A 16,493-nucleotide genomic window follows, 5' to 3' on the forward strand; every position below is an offset into this window, starting at 1 on the left:
TCATTAGTGCAGGTCAGGCAGGTGCTAGAAGCTACTTGCCAGCGGGTACTAAAGCGCTTTAGGCTACTTCCACTCAAGCGCTTTAGCGATCACTGCCGAGAAATGAGGGAACATGCCGGCCAAGCGGTCCCCGGCGCGCCGGCCGACGATGAAGGACATCGCGCGCCGTGCCGGTGTCTCGGAGAGCGCCGTCTCCTTCGCCCTCAACGACAGGCCGGGCGTCTCCGACGTCACCCGCGAGCGGGTGCGCCGGGTCGCCGAGCAGCTGGGTTGGCGACCCAGTACGGCGGCCCGCGCGCTGTCGGGCGAGGGCGCGGCCACGGTCGGCCTGGTGCTGGCCCGGCCCGCGGACACCCTCGGCGTCGACTCCTTCTTCCTCCAGCTCGTCTCCGGCATCCAGGAAGAACTGGCGGAGCGTCACCTCGGGCTGCTGTTCCAGGTGGTGGAGGACGTGCCGGACGAGTGCGCGGTCTACCGCAGGTGGTGGGCCGAGCACCGGGTGGACGGCGTCCTGGTGGTGGACCCGCGCACCGACGACCCGCGCCCGGACCTGCTCGACGAACTCGGCCTGCCCGCCGTGGTGATCGGCGGCGCGCCGGACGAGCGGCACCCCGGGCTGTCCACGGTGTGGGCGGACGACGCGGGCGCGATGGCCTCGGTGGTGGACGAGCTGTACACACTCGGCCACCGGCGGATCGTGCACATCGCCGGACTGGCCGGTCTGGCCCACACCGAACGCCGGATCCGGACCCTGCGCGCAGAGGCGCAGCGGCGCGGGCTGACCGGGGTGGAGTCGATCACCACCGACTACTCGGACGCGGAGGGCGCCGCCGTCACCCGCCGGGTCCTCGGCTCCGCAGCTCCCCCGACGGCCCTGATCTACGACAATGACGTGATGGCCCTCGCGGGCGTCGCCGCCGCCACCGAACTCGGCTTCTCCGTACCGGCGGACGTGTCGGTGGTGGCCTGGGAGGACTCGGCCCTGTGCCGGATGGTCAAGCCCTGGCTGTCGGCGCTGTCCCGGGACAGCATGGAGTTCGGCCGTACGGCGGCACGGGAGCTGACCGCACTGCTCGACGGCGGCCCGGCACGCACGGTCAGGGTGCCGGTGCCCCGGCTGATCGGACGCGAGAGCACAGGGGCTGCGCGGCGCGCATGACTCTCACGGGTCCACGCTCCCCTGCACGCGGGCCGCGCCCCGGTCGTGGCCAGCCCTCAGGCCCTCGCCGACACGGCCGGCGTCGTCCACGTCCTGCGCTCGCTTCTGGCCTCGGCAGTGGACGGGTACCCGGGCATCGCCAACCTCAGCCCGCGGGCCCAGCAACGCAGCCGTCGGGAGTGCGTCGTGGACGCCGAGCCGCGTGGGACGCCGGCCAGGCCCGCGACGGCCTGGGGGATGCGACGCCAGATACCTTGGTGCTCTGGACGATGTGCTGATCGTCAACGACGGCACCAGCGGTGGCAGCCTGAGCTGGTCAGGAGCTTGCGGGCGCCGTGTCTGTTCGGCTGACGGAGAGCAGTGACTGGCAGTTTTCCCACAGGGCTTCGAGATGCCGGGTGTTGTTGTAGAGCTTGGCGAACAGCACCTGGCCCTCGAGTTGGGCGACGATCGATCGGGCGGCTTCCCTGGTGTCGTGGACGGAGACCTCGCCGCGCTCGCGGGCCTCGGCTATGACATCGTCGACCATTTTCAGTTGGGCGTCGAAGACCTCCTGCAGGCGTTCCCGGATGGGTCGGGTCTGGTTGCTCAGTTCCAGGGTGAGGTTTCCGAACATGCATCCCGAGACGGTCCCGCAGCTCTGCTGGCCCTCGCGCAGGTCTGCCTCGGTCTCCTCCAACAGTCGGCGCAGCCGCTGCAGCGGCTCCGCGTTGTCCCGCAGAACCCGGGTCCAGTCGCTGCGTTGGATCTCCCACTGCTGGTCGATCACGGCCAGGGCGAGCGCCTCTTTGGACTCGAAGAAATAGTAGAAGCTGCCCTTGGGCACGCCGGCGGCCTTGCAGATCTCGGCGACACCCAGCGCTGTGTACCCGCGCTGCTCGATGAGCGAGTGCGCGGCGGTGAGGATCTTCTCCTTGGCGTCACTGGTGCGTCCCATGGCAAAAGTATACGACCGATCGTCTATGTCGGATTCCGGCCCCGGGCGCCGCCTGGGCGCCCGGGGGCACAGGGAGTCAGTGGCCGGCGTTCTGGCCGCCGTCGACGTGGAGGATCTCTCCCGTGACGAAGGGTGCGTTCTCGAGGTAGACGACCGCGTCGACGACGTCGCTGATCTCACCCATGCGCCCGACCGGGTGGAGCGCAGCGAGTGTCTCGTGGTGCGCCTCCGGATGCATGGGGGTCTTGATGATGCCTAGGGCAACCGCGTTGCTGCGGACGCCGCGGGCGGCGTACTCGATGGCCAGGGCCTTGGTGGCGGACTGCAGCCCGCCTTTGGTGAGAGAGGCGAGCGCCGAGGGGACCGCCGAGTTGGCGTGGTCGACGAGACTCGTGCTGATCTGGACGATGTGGCCGCTTCCCTGGCGGAGCATCCGCTCGGCGGCAAGCTGGGTGATGCGGAAGAACCCGGCCAGGTTGACACCGATGACCGTGTCGTAATCCTGCTGGGTGTACTCGGTGAACGGTTTGGCGACGAAGACGCCCGCGTTGTTGACGAGGGTGTCGATGCGGCCGAAGCGCTCGACGGCAGCCGCGGCCACACGCTCGGCCGTGGCGGGGTCGGCGATGTCGCCCTGGACGGTCAGGACGTCGGGATCCTGTGAGGGGGCGATGGTGCGCGAAGTGGCCACGACGCCGTAGCCGAGCTTGCGGTACGCCTCGACCAGTCCTGCGCCGATGCCTTGGGATGCACCGGTGATGACGGCGACCTTCTGATCGGGAATGCTCATGACTGCCCTCTCTCGGAGTGGGTGCGCGAACCAAGGCCTGCCAGCTCGCTGATCGGGAGGCTAGACGACTGGTCGACTACCTTCAACGACGCTTCCAGCGCTGCGCCCCTGCGGCAGGCCCACCACCTGCGCTGGGAGCCTGCGCCTACCTGGTGGGAGAAAGCGCGTCATGGAAAGATCCCTGGGCGCGGTGCACGGTAAGGTCACGGTCACTCCGAAGGCGGGCGGACCGATGAAGTGGCTCGCCCTCTTCTCTGTCACCGCGTCAGGACACCACGCGGAGGTGGGTCGGCCAGCCAATGCGGTCGAGGAGCCGGAACATCTTCTTGATGTCGGTCGGGTTCAGCTTCACGCAGCCGTTGGACTTGTAGTCGCCGACGCCGTCCCACCGGCGCGGCTCGCTGCTGCCCTGGCTGCCGTCGCGGTTCATCTCGGAGTGGATGAACATCTCCGTGCGCGTCGGGGTGCCCTTGGAGCACTTCATGTCCTGGAGGTAGATGGCGTAGCCCTTGATGAACTTGCCGTTGTACGTACGGGACTTGAGCTTGATCCTCCAGTTGCCGTTCGGCAGCCAGCCCTTGGCGCGCGCGCAGTCGTCCTTGACGCCGATGCCTGATCCGGCCCGGTAGGTGGCCCAGAGCTTCTTGCCCTGGTAGACGGAGAGCCGCGAGTCGGTGGGGTCGTCCTGGTTCTTGTCGAAGACCAGGGTGGTTGCCGCGGCCGCCGACGGCGCCTCGGCGGGCCCCTGTGCGGCGGCGGCCGGTGCCAGCGCCAGCGTTGTCGCCACGGCCCCGGCGATCACGGCACCGCGCAGGTGACTTCCGTCGTTGCTCATGTGTTTTCCTCGTTCTTCCCGCACGGCGCCGGGCGTCCCCCGGCCGCACATGTCTGGCATGAGTGGTGTTCGGGATGTCCGGGGGCGGGCGGCGCAGCCCGCCCCCGGAGCGCGGTCAGGCGATGGCCAGGCGTACCTGTGCCGACGTCGTCCCGGCGAAGGTGAAGGAGAACTGCTCCCGGACCCCGGAACCGCACGCGGACTTCGTCTCGTATCCACCGTTGCCGGCGTTGATTCGGATCACGGCGCACTTGCCGTCCATGCGGGTGTCCTGGACCCAGCCGGACACGGTCACGTCGCTGCCCGAGCAGCGAAGGCTCCAACTGGCCGACGCCCCGTCGATCACCGGGGACGCGGAGGACGGGCAGGTGGCGGCGCTCGCCGGACCGGCGGCGCCGACCGCCAGCCCACCGGTGAGGACGGCGGCCGACAGAACGGACGTGATGGTCTTGCGGACAGTGGACATGATGCTCCCTCGGGCGGTGTGCTGACAGGAAGGCGACCGGGATCCCTGGACCTGTCGCCGCCCGAAGGGGCGGACCGTCGAGGGTGCCGGCCGCGGACCCAGCATGCCGGGGCCGGCCTGGTGGGAGAAGACGATCCCGGCTGCTTGCCGATGCGCATTGATGCACCCTGCATGGCAGGCCTCTGACCTGGGACTATGGCCTGATGCGTGCCCGGGGCGGGTGCGCCGTCACACAGAAGCGGAGGCCCGAGGGCTCGTGGCCCGCTGGTAGTCCGGTGCCTTGACGGGAGGGAGCTGTTCCACCAGCAGGGCCAGCCAGGTGTCCACGTCCACCCGGCCGGTCACGGACAGGCCATGAGTGCGCTGGAAGAACCTCAGGTCCTCGGCGGTCACCGCGGTGAACCTCCCCGACACCGCCGTGCTGCCCTGGCCCACGTTGTTCAGAAGTTCCTGTACGGCCCGTACCTCGAAGGTCCCGGATCCAGGTCCGACCTCCTTCACCAGCTCCGGCCAGGTTTTCCTGCCCACCTTGCCGTCGGCCGACAGGTCTTTCCCGAGCTGGAAGTCCATGACGGCGTCCCGGGTGTCCTCCCTGAAGAAGCCGTCGGCCCGCACCTTGTAGCCGTGCGCGTTCAGCAGGTACTGCAGGGCGCGGGCACGGGTGAACTGGTCCTCCTCGCCCATGCGCAGCAACGGCCACTCGTACGACGTCCGGCTCTCGGACACGGCACTGGCCGCACCCTCGGCCACGGCCCTGCGGTCCTGGGCGGAGAACCGTTCGTGGACGACCACTCCGGCGGTGAACGCCAAAGCCATGGCCGCCGCGACCAGGACCGGCCGGAGCCAGTGGAGGCGGGGCCGGCCGGATGCGCCACGGCCATCCGTACCGCGCGCGGCGGCCGTGCCGGGGACGGCATCGGCTCCCTCCCTCCCGGAGACGGCATCGGGTGTGGGGATTGCGTCGGATGCGGCCGCGGCATCCGTCGGCGCGGCGTGCTCCCCTCCGCCGTCGGCGACCCGTTGACGGCCGTTCTCTGCCCGCGCGGCCCGGCACAGCACCCGTGCCTGTTCGAGCTCCGCCGCCGGGGCACGCAACTGGACGTGCAGAGCCTCCACCACCCTCGGAGGAGCGGTCGACAGGTGCTTCGGATTCAGATAGCGCGACAGCGTCGTCTGGTCGACCCCGAGCCTCGCGGCCAGCGCCTGCTGCGTCGGCCGAGTCCCGCCGGGCGAGCTCGTGGCCTCCTCCCACCAGCGGCGCAGCAGCCGCGCCAACTGCACCCCCGGGCTCCGTTCCCGGCCCTGGCCACCCCGCGCCTGCGCCATGTACCTGCCTCTCCCTGTCGTCATGTCGAACAACCGGGCCTCCGCACCTCCTGCATAGCGGCATAACAGCAGGTCAGGTCAGTGCATGACGGCAGGCATCGATGCATCGGCCTCGGCGACGGTGATCGTAGCGACGTGACCGCGGCGTCCGGTTCGGCCGTGGTGCGGGCCGCCCAAGCCCCGGCCCAGCCCCGGATGTTCCATGGCCGTGCGGCGAAGCCACCTCCACCCCTGGGGAGAGCCGGACCGGCAACCGCGGCGGACGGACTTCCTTCACTCGGATGAGTGCGCGGGGCAGCGCGGTACCGGAGCGAGTGGCTCACCTGAAGGAAGGAGCGGCGGTGGATCCGGTGATGACCGGGCAGCGCACACACCGCGACAGGACATGGTCTGTTCGATGACCCATCGGTGGCGTCCGGGTCGGTGTGAGGTCAGGGCTCCTCTGTGCTCCGGCTTCGCCGCCGCAGACGCTCGTCGCCATCACCCGCAGCCGCCAGGCCCCGGGATACGCTGCTCCGCTCCGCCCCACCCCGACCGGAGGTCCTATCAGTGTTCCCCGCACGGGTACTTGCCGATGCCCCGTTGGCTCTGGTGATCCTTGCCCTGTCCGGCTGCTCTTCCCCCTGGGGCTGTACCGACACGACGGCGGAGCGCGGTGAGGCCGGTGTGAGGGTGCAGGTCGTGGACACGTCTGGGCAGCCTCTCGGCGTCACGGCCCGGGTCGTTGACTGGCGCCTCGAGCCCCACCCGCAGGTGCCCTCCGAAGGTGACCGGGTCCACTTCCACTACCGCTTCGACGGCGCCGACAAGATATCCGGCCCTGGAGTGGATGCCTGCGCGGTCGACAAGAAGCGCGTGGTGTTGAGGTGTCAGACGGTCTATTCGTCCGACGCGTGGCCCGAGCGGGACGGTGCCCTCACGGGCGACGACTGGCTCACCGTCGACCACCCCGAGCAGGTTGCCGGAGTGCTGTTGATCCCCAACGACCAGTCCTACGACCGACGGACCTGCGAGCAGGACATCAAGGACGGTGGCGGGACGCATCCTCCGGAACCAGTCTTCATGGGGGACCAGTTGTAAGGAGGTCAAGGCGGTTGAGCACGAGGACACGCGGTTCCGTCCGCTGCCGCCCCGGTCCGGCCGGGACTGCGTGAACACAGGACGCCGGCAGACCCGTGCATTGAGCCCCCGCTACGAGCGCAATCCCCGCAACTACTGCCGGATCAGGCAACGTTTGCCCTGTCGACGACCGCATAGCTGGTGCGCGGCCGCCCTCGCGCAGGACCACGCTCCCCTTGGAGCCGCCCGGACCAGCTGCTCTACGTGCCCCTGCTCTACCAGCAGGTCGACCAACACGGCGGGTATCCACCGAGACCCCGTGACTGCCACTCAAGATCATCAATATTCACGGGCTGAGCGTACGGCCGCCCACTGACAAACCAGCGGCACCATACTCTGGTCGCTCAGCAAGCCGATCGTCGACAACGCGCCTCTGTTCAGCCGCTCCGATGCTCCCCAGCTGAGATGCCTTGACTGGTGCGCAGCGAGGCGTCACATCACGACGAGGCAAACGTTGCCTGATACGGCACTAGATCTCGCGCGAATACGCCCAGGTCAGACGGATGTCGCTGACCGAGGAACGTGAGGTCAGTCCCGTGAACCGGGCGGTCAGCTTCGCGCCAGCCGTCGGTACCCACAGCCCGCAGTTCCCGATCGGCAACGAGCTTGCGATCAGCTCTGGGCCGCTCAGCGGCCGATGTCGTCCAGTTCGGTCAGGTCCTCATGAGAGAGGGAGAGTCCCGCGCCGGCCATGTTCTCGCGTAGGTGGGCCGTCGATGACGTGCCGGGGATGAGCAGGATGTTCGGTGACCGCAGCAGCAGCCAGGCCAGTGCGACGGACATCGGGGTCGTCTCCAGGCGGGCGGCGACCGCCGACAGCGCCGAGGACTGGAACGGGGTGAAGCCCCCGAGGGGGAAGAAGGGCACGTAGGCGACGCCGTCGGTGGCGAGCCGGTCGATGAGCTTGTCGTCGTGGCGGTGGGCGAGGTTGTACAGGTTCTGCACGCACACGATCGGTGCGATGCCCTGTGCCTCGGCGACCTGCTCCTCGGTGGCGTTGCTGACCCCGAGGTGGCGGATCAGGCCCTGCTGCTGGAGTTCGACGAGCGTCTCGAACGCCTCGGCGAGCGAGCCGGGCTGGGGACCTTCGGCGTTGCCGAGTCGGAGGTTGACCAGGTCGAGTACGTCGAGCCCGAGGGACTCGAGGTTCTCGTGGACCTGGCGGCGCAGGTCTTCGGGCCGCCGGGCCGTGGGCCAGCCGCCCTGTGCGTCGCGGGTGGCGCCCACCTTGGTCACGATGTGCAGCGTCTCGGGGTAGGGGTGCAGTGCCTCGCGGATCAACTCGTTGGTGACGCGCGGCCCATAGGCGTCGCTGGTGTCGATGTGGGTGACACCGAGTCCGACCGCCTCACGCAGAACGGCCAGGGCACCCTCGCGATCGGCCGGCGGCCCCATCACCCACGGTCCGGCCAGTTGCATGGCGCCGTAACCGAACCGGGTGACGGTCAAGTCACCCAGAGTCCAGGTGCCGCCGGGAAGAGAGGGGGAGGGTGTGCTCATCATGTTGCCTTTCGTCCTGCTTGGGGGTGGCGCCTGCTGCCTCCCTGCACCAGCATGGGAGAGAAACTTCCTGACAGGAAGTAGGCACTTTGGAGTGCGTAACCCACCCATCGGTGAGAGGTGCGATCAGTGACGACGATGAAGGCGGCCCAGAAGAGGGCCCAGGCCAAGGTGGAGTACAACGCCTTCCTCGCAGAATGCCCCAGCCGGCAACTGCTCGACCGAATCTCGGACAAGTGGGTCGTCCTGATCCTGTGTGCGCTGGGCGGCGACGACAACCCCGGACCCCCCGGTGCAGCACACGCAGACGCTCCGAAGGCGATGCGTTACTCCGAGATCGCTCGCCTTCTGGCGGGGGTCAGCCAGAAGATGCTGACCCAGACGCTACGGTCGCTGGAACACGATGGTCTGCTCACCCGCACCGTGACGCCAACTGTCCCCGTCACCGTCTCCTACGAGCTGACCGACCTCGGCCTCTCGCTCCACCACATGACGCGCGGGCTCAGAAACTGGGCGCAGACACACATGGCCGAGGTCCTCGCAAACCGCGAGAACTGCGACGCTCGCACGTCCGGGTGACGGCGGCGAGGGCGCCAAGCACTGGCTGCACATCCTCACCGAGATCAAGAACGGCGGCGTCAGGGCCGCTGCCCCTGGGGACTGTCAGTTGCAATCGGGAGGCTGCGCAGTGTCAGCGCAGTCGGCGGAGGCAGCGGTTTGTTGGCCGTGTCGGTGCGGAACGACTGGAGCAGATAGGCCACCAGGCGCCGGGACGCTGCACCATCATCCGGTAGGGCGGTCACCAGACCGCAGTGTGCCAACAGGACCACGGCAAGGTCGGAAGGGTGAAAATCGGCCCGCAGTGCGCCCGACGCCTGGGCCCTGCGTACCAGGGTCGTGAAGTCCCGCTCGGCTCGTTGCCGGGACTGCGCGTGTTCCGACGTGCTTTCCGGGAAGGCCGCGACGAACGCAGCCGGGAACCCGCGTTCCTCCCGTTGCAGAGCGCAGACCGTCTCGACCAGCTGCTGGAAGCCCTGCCACGGGTCAGGGGCGGCCAGAGCCTCGGTGAGCGCCCGCGCGCACCGCTCCATCTGCTGCGCGAACGCGCCCCGTACCAGAGCGTCCCGGGTCGGGAAATGCCGGTAGAGCGTCGCCACGCCGACCCCGGCCCGACGGGCCACGGTCGCCATCGGGGCGTCGATCCCGTGCTCCGCAAAGACCGCACGGGCGGCGACGAGGACGCGCTCCCGGTTGCGCCGGGCGTCCGCCCGCACCCCGTCCCGGGCTGTGATCCGAGAGGATTCCGCCATCACTGTCTCTCGCTTCCAGTCCAACCGGACGATTGCGTCCACTTAACAGCTTACGGTCGATGCCAGACCCGTACGGCTCCCGGCGGCAAAGGCAGAACGATGAACGACCGCATGATGAAGGCAGTGCTCTACGACCGCTACGGCGGCCCCGATGTGCTCTACGCGGGCCGCGTGCCACGCCCCGAGCCGGCCCACGGCGAGGTCCTTGTGAAGGTGCGCGCGTTCAGCGTCAACGGCGGCGAACTGGCAGCCCGTGCCGGCCGTCTCCGCCTTCTGAGCGGCCGGAAATTCCCCAAGCGCGTCGGCTTGGACTTCACCGGAGAGGTCGCCGCACTGGGTGCCGGAGTCACACGGTTCGCGGCCCGCGACCGCGTATGGGGGGTCTTGGGCCGCACCTCCGGGTTCGGCAGCGCCGCCGAGTACGTGACCGTGCCCGCCGAGCGGGTCGGCCGGCTCCCCGACGGCCTTGACCTGGTGGACGCCGCCGCGCTGCCGGTGGCCACCACGGCCATCACCGCGCTGCGGGACAAAGCCGGGCTGCGCCCCGGCGAACGACTCCTCGTCCGGGGCGCGGCGGGCGGTGTCGGCAACGCCGCCGTCCAGCTCGGACGGGCGTACGGCGCCGAGGTCACGGCCCTCGCCCGCGCAGCCAACCTCGACTTCGTCCGCGGGCTCGGCGCGCACAAGGCTGTCGACCACCGGACCGTGCGGCCGGCGGAACTGGGCCGCTTCGACGTGATCCTGGACACCGTGGGGACCGACCTGCGGGCCTTCCGGCGCCTACTGAATTCCGGCGGGCGCATGGTCACCATCGCCTTCGACCTGAAACGGCCCGCTGCGTCGCTCGGCTACCTCGCGGCCAGCACGGTCCGCGGACACGGCCGGGTGCGCTTCTTCAGCGGCAACCCGACGCGGGCGGACTTCGACGACCTCGCCCGCCATGTGGTCGAGGGCAAGCTGAGCCCCGCGGTGGACATGGTCTTCCCCCTGGAGGAGACCGCAGCGGCACACCGGGCGCTAGAGGCGGGCGGCGTCCAGGGCAAGTACGTGGTCAGGGTCGCGTAGGACCCCAAGGGCTACCGCAGGAGGTGATCCGGGGCGGACGGGTCGGGCGCCGGATCCGGGTTCAGGACCCACGCCACGATGGAGGAGGTCAGCGAAGGCGCCCTCCGGTCTACTGCCGTGCCGGCAGTAGACCTCGTACGCCCAGGAGCGGTACTCGTCGTCCTGGAGGTCGGCCGACCGCCCGGCGTCCAACTGCCGTGCCACGCACGCGTGCCAGGCGGCGAAGCGCTCGGGATGGTCCCGCATGGGTGATGTCTCCATGTTGTCCATGTCGAAGCAGGGTTTGGCCGCGTCCGCAGGGCGGACGCGCCCCACCGTGGGTTCAGCGTCGGTCAGTGATAGGCGCTGCCACCGGAGAACGACGCCATCTGGCGGAACAAGCATGCCGCCGACGAGAACTGCTCCGCGAGGTGGTCGACAGGGCGAACGTTGCGTGATGTGGCACTACCTGCGTCCTTTCGAGGTCGAGGTCTGTGTCGGTTTCTTGCCAGAAGGCGGGCGGCAGTCGATGTTTGACTGCGTCCATGACCATCACACGGCCGGACAACGCCCACGTCTTCCGCTCCCTGCACACCGCACCTGCACCCCTGGCTCTCGCCAACGCCTGGGATGTTGCCAGCGCCCGCGTCATCGAGGCCGCGGGCGCTCCGGCGATCGCCACGACCAGTGCCGGTGTCGCCTGGTCGCTGGGTTCCCCTGACGGCGACTTTCTTACCCGCGAGCGGGCGCTGGAACTGGTCGGCCGAATCGTCGCTGCCGTCGCGGTTCCGGTCACCGCGGACATCGAGGGCGGGTACGGGACGGATGCCGCCGGCGTTGCCGAGACCGTGACCGGGGTGCTCGCTGCCGGCGCCGTCGGCGTCAACGTCGAGGACGGCAACCGGCCTCCGGCAGAACTCGCGATGCGGCTGACCGCGGCCCGGCAGACCGCCGACCGGGCAGGCGCGGACCTGTTCCTCAACGCCCGTATCGACACCTTCCTGTTCGGGCTCGGCGACGCGGACACCCGACTGAAGGAAACCCTGGCCCGGGCACACATGTACGTCGATGCGGGCGCGGACGGCATTTTCGTCCCCGGCATCACCGACACCGCCACCATTGCGGTGCTGGCCAGGGACATCTCCGTACCGCTGAACGTCATGGCCGGCCCCGGCGCCCCGACCGTTGCCGAGCTCGGCGCCCTCGGCGTGGCTCGCGTCAGTCTCGGCTCGGGCGTGGCACAGGCCGCCTACGCTGCCGCCCGCCGCACCGCGCGGGAACTCTTCGGCGCCGGCGAGTACGACTCTCTCGCCGAAGGCATGGCCTTCCCGGAACTCAACGCGCTGTTCTCCGAACCCAACTGACCTTGATCGAGTCGGGAGGCGCGGTCATGGCGGCCATCCGGCCCGAACCGCGCGGCAGGGGCGTGTGGCGCGCGGGTGCGGCAGGCCGCCGCCGACCGTGACCCCTGCCCGCATCGCGCGTGAGACGGGCCTCCACCTCGACACGGTGCGCCGATGGCGGCGCCGCTTCGCCGAGCAGGGACTTGCCGGGCTCCAGGACCGTCAGCGATCCGGCCGCCCCACTTCGACCGACCCGGACGATCTGGTGGCCAGGCTGGACCGGCACACCGCCGATCGCCCAGAACGATTCTCCGTCGCACTGACAGCATGATCAGCCCCCGGAGGACTTCCGGAGCCGACCAGCTAGCCGCCGACGATGCCGTAGCGCTCTTGAACCAGCCGCAGGTGCGTCCACGAGCGCAAGCCGACGACGCCGTCCATCGTCCCGATCCGGTCGAGCACGGCGATGGTGTCCTCGACCGTGGTGGTCACGATGGTGCCCACGGCGTCCGCGGTGCCGAGCGTCAGGGCCAGGAAGTCGACGGCGCCGATCTCCTCGATCCGGTGGAGAACGTCCTGTGCCTTCTCTCCGAGGTCGAGGGCGAAGCCGGTCATGAAGGAGCGGCCGAGCTTGGTCGGGTTCACCAGAGTGACGATCCGGATGACGCCCAAGTCGAGCAGGTTGCGGACGCGTGCCCGAGTGGCCGCCGCCGACAGACCGACGTGCGCCGCGAGGTCGGCGTAACTGGTGCGACCGTCGGCGCGGAGGAGATCGACCAACGTCCGGTCGAGGTGGTCGACATCCGGATCCGTGCCGACGGCGGCCCTCGGAGGAGGCAAATGCGGCTCCATGACCACATCGGTGTAGACGAGCGTCTCCATGCGAGTGACGCCCTCGACGCCGCGGAGGCGGTCGACGACATCCCCAAGCCGGTGCAGATCGGTGGTCCTGATCTCCGCGACGACGCCGGCACGTCCTGAGACGATGGAAACGAACACCGTCTCGTCCTGCTCGGCGAGCATGCGAGCGACCTCGTCGCGACGCGCCCCGGTCACACTGACAGAGAGGTGCGCGTTGGCGTGGATGCCGTCGAACTCGGGTCGGACGGTGGCCACCACGCGCAAGACGCCGTCTTCGAAGAGCCGCAGCACGCGCGATCGGACGGCCTTGCGGGACAGGCCGACCCGCCCGGCGAGCGACTCGAAGGAGGCGCGGCCGTCCTCGCGCAGGGCCTCAACGAGTTCGAGGTCGGTTTCGGTCAGGTTCACCGGGCTCAGGGTAGCGAATCGGATGCAGTGAGACCTTCCAGCGAACGAAAGGGGCGTTGACGATGAACACCACGACCCATATCGTTTGAACGGCTCGCACGTGACGAGCCATTCGGACCAACGGCCGGGGCCTCCGGCACGAATCGCAGGAGATCCGGTGAGGACAGAAGAACGCAGCCGATCAGGTGGGATCGAGACCCACACCATCGACTTCATCCCGTTGACCGAGCGCCGCGGCAAGCCGTGGCACCTGTTCACGCTGTGGTTCGGCGCGAACAGCGTCATCGTCAGCGTGGTCACCGCTTCGATCCTGGTCGGCGGCGGCATGTCGTTCGCCTGGTCGGTCGCGGCCATCGTCATCGGCTTCGCGCTCGGCGGGTTCCTCGCGGCCTTCCACTCGGCCCAGGGCCCTCAGCTCGGCATTCCGCAGATGATCCAGAGCCGTGCCCAGTTCGGGTACGTCGGCGGGATCGTCCCGATGATCATCGCGGAGATCAACTACCTGGTCTTCTTCGCCGCTGCACCGGCGATCTGCGGTCTGCTGGCCCACGCGGTGTGGGGCTGGAACGCCTACCTCGTCGCCGTGGTCGTCACCGCGATCACCTTCGTGGTGGCCCTCTTCGGCTACGACCTCAGCCATCGACTGGCGAAGTACCTCAGCGTCGCCTCGGTGGTCGTCTTCGGGATCCTGACGATCCTGGTGGTCAGCCACTCGGGCATCCACCACCCGACCACGCACAACCTGCACACCGGCGGCTTCCAGACCGGCCTGTTCCTCACCGGGATCGCGGTGACCTTCGTCTACGCCGCGGGCTACGCGCCGTACATCGCCGACTACTCCCGCTACCTGCCGAAGTCGACCTCGACCCGTGCAACCGCCTGGTGGACCTACGCCGGCATCGTGATTTCGGGCATCTGGTTGTTCGTGCTCGGCGCCTACCTGACCACCGTGACCGGCTTCGGTGCCGACACCCTGGGCTCGGTGGTCCAGGTGAGCGACTCCTTCAGCAAGGCCTTCACCACGCTGCTGGTGATCGTGGTGATGGGCATCCAGGTGTTGCAGGGCTCGCTGTCGATGTACGCCGGCGGCAACACCGCGATCAGCATCGTCACCTCGCTGCGCCGTACCGTCGCGCCGGTCGAGGCGAGCCTCCGCACCCGACTGTGGTCTCTCGTGCCCTTCGCGCTCATCTGCCTGGTCGCGACCATCGCCTATTCGAAGAGTTTCACCAGCGCGTTCACCGACGCCCTGGGTGTTGTGCTGATCCTGCTGATCCCGTGGTCGGCGATCAACCTCGCCGACTTCTACTTCGTCCGCGGTGGCCATTACGACGTGAAGGCGATCTTCGACCCGAACGGCAAGTACGGCCGTGTCAATGTCGCCGGCGCGATCAGCTTTCTGCTCGGCTTCGTGGTCGAGCTCCCCTTCGCCAACCTCGGCTTCTGGGCCGGGCCCGTCGCGCACAAGCTCGACGGCGGCGACCTGTCCTGGCTGGTCGGCATCGTGGTCAGCGGTGCCTGCTACCTGTTGATGACCCGGACCGCGCGCGTCGCGGTCAGCACTCCGGAGGTTTCCACCCGATGAGCTCGACCATCCTGACCGGCGGCCCCGTCCGCACCATGACCGACGACGGTCACATGCCCGAGGCGGTGCTGATCCACGACGGCGTGGTGCAGGCGGTCGGCACCCTCACCGAGATGCGCCGCTCGGCGTACGGGACGCCCGAGATCGTCGACCTCGACGGTCGCACTCTGATGCCGGGCTTCGTCGACGCACACGCCCACACCATCCTGCACGGGTCGGCGATCGACTGGGTGGACCTCTCCAGCGCCCGCAGCATCGGCGACGTCGTGCGCCTCCTCGGCGACCGTGCCGCCGCGCGTCCCGGTGAGGCCGTTCGCGGCTACGGATACGACCAGTCCAAGCTGGTCGAGGGCCGGCACCCGTCGGCGGCCGACCTCGACCGGGTGACGCGTGACCGCGTGGTCCAGATCCAGCACGCCAGCGGGCACGGTTACGTGGTCAACACGCTTGCCCTGCGCCAGGCGAACATCACCGCCGCGACCCCGACGCCGATCGGTGGCCGGATCGACCGCGACGCCGACGGCGAGCCCACGGGTGTTCTTTTCGACTCCGCGTGTGACCTGCTGACCGGTGCCGAGGGCGTCAAGGTGCGCAACCACGGCCCCAACTTCCACCTCCCGATGACGCACGCCGAAATCGACCACCTCTTCGACCTCGGTCAGCGCTCGCTCCTCGATGCCGGCATCACCACGATGTGCGACGCCCAGGTCACGCAGCTGGAGATGGACAGCTATCTGCGGGCACGGGACGAGGGCCGGCTGCGGATGCGTACCGAGATGCTGGCGCTGTCGAGCAACCTCGAGCACCTCACCGGGCTCGGCATGAGCTCGCGGCTGGGCGACGACCAGCTCCGGCTGTGGGGCGTCAAGCTCTACGCCGACGGCTCGGTCATCGCGCGTACGGCGTACCTCAACGGGCACGCCTGCTGCGGTAAGCCCTCGCCCGACGGCTACCTCTACCACGAGCCCGAGGAACTCGCCGCCCTCATCACCACGGCCCACCACCTCGGCCTGAGCACAGCCACCCACGCCCAGGGCCCGCTGCCGATCGGCGTGGTCCTCGACGCCGTCGCCGGCGCCCGCGCCGAACGACCGCGCACCGGCCTGGTGCACCGCATCGAGCACTGCGGCTTCCCGACCGGCGAGCAGATCGGCCGGATGGCCGACCTGCACGTCGTGCCTGTGCCGCAGCCGATGCAGGTGAGCCTCTACGGCGACTCGCTGATGGACGAGTTCGGCGAGTTCGGCGGCCGGTTCTACCCGTACGGCGAGTTCGAGCGGGCCGGCGTCCCGGTCGTCATCTCCTCCGATGCGCCGGTGACCATGCCCAACCCGCTCGAGGCGGTGTGGGCCGCAGTCACCCGTGAGACCCTCGGCGGTGCCGTCTCGGGCGACGAGGCGCAGCAGGCCAGCCGCGCCAACGCACTGCGCGGCGTCACCGTCACCCCGGCGCAGATGCTGGGCCGCCAGGACATCGGCGTCATCCGCCCCGGCTCCAAGGCCGACCTCGTGTTCCTCGACGCGGACCCCGTCACGGTGCCCGTCGAACGGCTGCCCAAGGTCGGCGTGACCGAGTCGTGGATCGGCGGAGAAGAGGTCATCCTCGGCTAGGCCGTGTCTCCCGGCTTCGGGGGGCATGAAGGGGTTCGTCGAGGCTCGTAAACTCATGGCGTGGCATTCATGAGCACCCCGCACTGCTGCTTCCTGTGATCGGAAGGCGTTGAGGGCGATGTCGGACGGCATCGCCCTCCTTGGTGTGCCTGCCACGCGAACCACCTTGCTGGTACTGCCGGTTCCCTCCTGAGGCAGTG

The 16,493-nt window shown here is 69.1% G+C and carries 16 protein-coding genes; 8 read left to right on the top strand and 8 right to left on the bottom strand.

Annotated elements, in window-relative coordinates; genetic code table 11:
* Window positions 1–112: 112 nt before the first annotated feature.
* Complete coding sequence (locus ACIHCX_RS27005; protein ID WP_400033784.1) at window positions 113–1,159, top strand: LacI family DNA-binding transcriptional regulator; 1,047 nt, start codon at window positions 113–115, stop codon at window positions 1,157–1,159.
* Between the two features lie 316 nt (window positions 1,160–1,475).
* Here the strand turns inward: ACIHCX_RS27005 and ACIHCX_RS27010 are convergent, their stop codons facing one another.
* The 5 genes from ACIHCX_RS27010 to ACIHCX_RS27030 all read right to left on the bottom strand — a co-directional run bounded on the left by ACIHCX_RS27010 (window position 1,476) and on the right by ACIHCX_RS27030 (window position 5,513).
* Entirely contained in the window at window positions 1,476–2,096 is a 621-nt protein-coding gene (locus tag ACIHCX_RS27010) for a TetR/AcrR family transcriptional regulator (protein WP_400033786.1), read from the bottom strand.
* 76 nt (window positions 2,097–2,172) lie between these two features.
* A complete protein-coding gene (locus tag ACIHCX_RS27015) occupies window positions 2,173–2,886 on the bottom strand; it encodes an SDR family NAD(P)-dependent oxidoreductase (protein ID WP_400033788.1) in 714 nt (237 codons plus the stop codon).
* A gap of 265 nt (window positions 2,887–3,151) precedes the next feature.
* Window positions 3,152–3,721 (bottom strand): L,D-transpeptidase family protein, encoded by a 570-nt coding sequence (locus tag ACIHCX_RS27020; protein WP_400033790.1) that lies wholly within the window; start codon window positions 3,719–3,721, stop codon window positions 3,152–3,154.
* A 115-nt stretch (window positions 3,722–3,836) separates the two neighbouring features.
* Entirely contained in the window at window positions 3,837–4,187 is a 351-nt protein-coding gene (locus ACIHCX_RS27025) for a hypothetical protein (RefSeq protein WP_400033792.1), read from the bottom strand.
* 228 nt (window positions 4,188–4,415) lie between these two features.
* Entirely contained in the window at window positions 4,416–5,513 is a 1,098-nt protein-coding gene (locus tag ACIHCX_RS27030) for a peptidoglycan-binding protein (protein WP_400033794.1), read from the bottom strand.
* Window positions 5,514–6,062: 549 nt separating this feature from the next.
* Here ACIHCX_RS27030 and ACIHCX_RS27035 point away from each other — a divergent pair.
* Window positions 6,063–6,593, top strand: coding sequence for a hypothetical protein (locus ACIHCX_RS27035; RefSeq protein WP_400033796.1), 531 nt, complete (start codon window positions 6,063–6,065; stop codon window positions 6,591–6,593).
* A gap of 666 nt (window positions 6,594–7,259) precedes the next feature.
* On the opposite strand, the gene ACIHCX_RS27040 is transcribed toward ACIHCX_RS27035, so the two are convergent.
* Window positions 7,260–8,132: an aldo/keto reductase family oxidoreductase gene (locus ACIHCX_RS27040; RefSeq protein ID WP_400033944.1), complete on the bottom strand. Its 873-nt coding sequence runs from the start codon at window positions 8,130–8,132 to the stop codon at window positions 7,260–7,262.
* A 138-nt stretch (window positions 8,133–8,270) separates the two neighbouring features.
* On the opposite strand from ACIHCX_RS27040, the gene ACIHCX_RS27045 reads away from it, so the two are divergent.
* Window positions 8,271–8,711, top strand: a complete 441-nt coding sequence (locus ACIHCX_RS27045) for a winged helix-turn-helix transcriptional regulator (RefSeq protein ID WP_400033945.1) — start codon at window positions 8,271–8,273, stop codon at window positions 8,709–8,711.
* A gap of 59 nt (window positions 8,712–8,770) precedes the next feature.
* Here ACIHCX_RS27045 and ACIHCX_RS27050 read toward each other — a convergent pair whose 3' ends face one another.
* A complete protein-coding gene (locus tag ACIHCX_RS27050; RefSeq protein ID WP_400033798.1) occupies window positions 8,771–9,442 on the bottom strand; it encodes a TetR/AcrR family transcriptional regulator in 672 nt (223 codons plus the stop codon).
* 99 nt (window positions 9,443–9,541) lie between these two features.
* Here ACIHCX_RS27050 and ACIHCX_RS27055 point away from each other — a divergent pair, with 99 nt between their 5' ends.
* The 3 genes from ACIHCX_RS27055 (at window position 9,542) to ACIHCX_RS27065 (ending at window position 12,160) form a co-directional block, all read left to right on the top strand.
* Complete coding sequence (locus ACIHCX_RS27055) at window positions 9,542–10,507, top strand: NAD(P)-dependent alcohol dehydrogenase (RefSeq protein WP_400033800.1); 966 nt, start codon at window positions 9,542–9,544, stop codon at window positions 10,505–10,507.
* Between the two features lie 524 nt (window positions 10,508–11,031).
* Window positions 11,032–11,850: an isocitrate lyase/phosphoenolpyruvate mutase family protein gene (locus ACIHCX_RS27060; protein ID WP_400033802.1), complete on the top strand. Its 819-nt coding sequence runs from the start codon at window positions 11,032–11,034 to the stop codon at window positions 11,848–11,850.
* A gap of 64 nt (window positions 11,851–11,914) precedes the next feature.
* Window positions 11,915–12,160 carry a helix-turn-helix domain-containing protein gene (locus ACIHCX_RS27065; RefSeq protein WP_400033804.1) on the top strand — a complete coding sequence of 82 codons (246 nt, stop codon included), beginning with the start codon at window positions 11,915–11,917 and terminating at the stop codon, window positions 12,158–12,160.
* Window positions 12,161–12,192: 32 nt separating this feature from the next.
* Here ACIHCX_RS27065 and ACIHCX_RS27070 read toward each other — a convergent pair whose 3' ends face one another.
* Entirely contained in the window at window positions 12,193–13,098 is a 906-nt protein-coding gene (locus ACIHCX_RS27070) for an Lrp/AsnC family transcriptional regulator (protein WP_400033806.1), read from the bottom strand.
* A gap of 157 nt (window positions 13,099–13,255) precedes the next feature.
* On the opposite strand from ACIHCX_RS27070, the gene ACIHCX_RS27075 reads away from it, so the two are divergent.
* Together ACIHCX_RS27075 and ACIHCX_RS27080 are read left to right on the top strand one after the other, a co-directional pair.
* Window positions 13,256–14,683 carry a purine-cytosine permease family protein gene (locus tag ACIHCX_RS27075; RefSeq protein ID WP_400033808.1) on the top strand — a complete coding sequence of 476 codons (1,428 nt, stop codon included), beginning with the start codon at window positions 13,256–13,258 and terminating at the stop codon, window positions 14,681–14,683.
* Window positions 14,680–16,293, top strand: coding sequence for an amidohydrolase (locus ACIHCX_RS27080; protein ID WP_400033810.1), 1,614 nt, complete (start codon window positions 14,680–14,682; stop codon window positions 16,291–16,293). The genes ACIHCX_RS27075 and ACIHCX_RS27080 overlap by 4 nt, the downstream gene beginning before the upstream one ends.
* Window positions 16,294–16,493 lie beyond the last annotated feature (200 nt).

Origin of the sequence: Streptomyces sp. NPDC052043, assembly GCF_044548235.1 — a bacterium.
Taxonomy (GTDB): Bacteria; Actinomycetota; Actinomycetes; order Streptomycetales; family Streptomycetaceae; genus Streptomyces.